Below are 1,064 nucleotides of genomic sequence, written 5' to 3'. Positions count from 1 at the left end.
GCGGCGCCCCCCCCCGGGTGAGTCCCCGTCGGGGGCGCCGCTGGTGAGGCTGGTTACAGCGGGGGAGATCAGAGGCCGAGCTCGACCTCGAACTCGCCCGCCTCGAGGATCGCCTTGACCGCGCCCAGGTAGCGGGCGGCGTCCGCGCCGTCCACCAGGCGGTGGTCGTAGGAGAGCGAGAGGTACGTCATGTCGCGGACACCGATGACGGTGCCCTCGGCGGTCTCGATGACCGCCGGACGCTTGACGGTGGCACCGATGCCCAGGATGGCCGCCTGGTTCGGCGGCACGATGACGGTGTCGAACAGCGCACCGCGCGAACCGGTGTTGCTGATGGTGAAGGTCGCGCCGGACATGTCGTCCGGCGTGAGGCCGCCACCGCGGGCCTTGCCGGCCAGCTCGGCGGTCTTCTTCGAGATGCCGGCGATGTTCAGGTCGCCCGCACCCTTGATGACCGGGGTCATCAGACCCTTCTCGGCGTCCACGGCGATGCCGATGTTCTCCGAGTCGAAGTACGTGATGGTGCCCTCGTCCTCGTTGATCCGGGCGTTGACGACCGGGTGGGCCTTCAGCGCCTGGGCCGCCGCCTTCACGAAGAACGGCATCGGGGACAGCTTGACGCCCTCACGGGCGGCGAACGCGTCCTTCGCCCGGTTGCGCAGCCGCATCAGCTTGGTGATGTCGACCTCGACGACCGTGGTCAGCTGGGCCTGCGAGTGCAGCGCCTTCATCATGTTGTCGCCGATGAGCTTGCGCATGCGGGTCATCTTGACCGTTTGACCGCGCAGCGGGGACGCCTCGAGCTTCGGCGCCTTCGCCGCGGCCGGGGCGGCTGTAGCGGGAGCCGGAGCGGCGGCGGCGGCCTTGGCGGCCTCCGCGGCGGCGACGACGTCCTGCTTGCGGATGCGGCCACCGACACCGGTGCCCTTGACCGCGCCCAGGTCGACGCCGTTCTCGGAGGCGAGCTTGCGGACCAGCGGCGTGACGTACGCGCCCTCGTCACCGGCGGAAGCCGCCGGAGCGGGAGCGGCGGGCGCCTGGGCCGCCGGGGCCTGAGGAGCCGG

1 protein-coding gene is annotated in these 1,064 nt (G+C 71.4%); it reads right to left on the bottom strand.

Features of this window, described 5'->3' with window-relative positions; all coding sequences use genetic code 11:
• Positions 1–68 precede the first annotated feature (68 nt).
• The coding region (gene sucB, locus ABZ371_RS32845) for a 2-oxoglutarate dehydrogenase, E2 component, dihydrolipoamide succinyltransferase (protein WP_358686645.1) at positions 69–1,064 on the bottom strand (996 nt) is incomplete at its 5' end.

Source organism: Streptomyces sp. NPDC005899 (assembly GCF_040629645.1).
Lineage (GTDB): Bacteria > Actinomycetota > Actinomycetes > Streptomycetales > Streptomycetaceae > Streptomyces.
Note: the sequence above shows the minus strand (reverse complement) of the source record. Positions and strands in the feature narration are given on the sequence as shown.